Genomic DNA, 365 nt, shown 5'->3' on the forward strand with positions numbered 1-365 from the left:
TCCGGCCGCTTCGGCGTCACCAGCGAGTACCTGGTCAACGCCGACGACATCCAGATCAAGATGGCCCAGGGCGCCAAGCCCGGCGAGGGCGGGCAGCTCCCGCCGAACAAGGTCTACCCGTGGATCGCGCGCACCCGGCACTCCACCGCCGGGGTGGGGCTGATCTCCCCGCCGCCGCACCACGACATCTACTCGATCGAGGACCTGGCCCAGCTCATCCACGACCTCAAGAACGCCAACGAGCACGCCCGCGTGCACGTGAAGCTGGTCAGCGAACTGGGCGTGGGCACGGTCGCGGCCGGGGTGTCCAAGGCGCACGCCGACGTGGTGCTCATCTCCGGGCACGACGGCGGCACCGGCGCCTC

1 protein-coding gene is annotated in these 365 nt (G+C 70.7%); it reads left to right on the plus strand.

The genetic code is table 11. From position 1 onward, the window contains the following. A partial coding sequence (locus UO65_RS13085; protein ID WP_035282230.1) for a glutamate synthase-related protein occupies nt 1-365 on the plus strand: 365 nt, incomplete at both ends.

The organism is Actinokineospora spheciospongiae, assembly GCF_000564855.1.
Classification (GTDB): Bacteria; Actinomycetota; Actinomycetes; order Mycobacteriales; family Pseudonocardiaceae; genus Actinokineospora; species Actinokineospora spheciospongiae.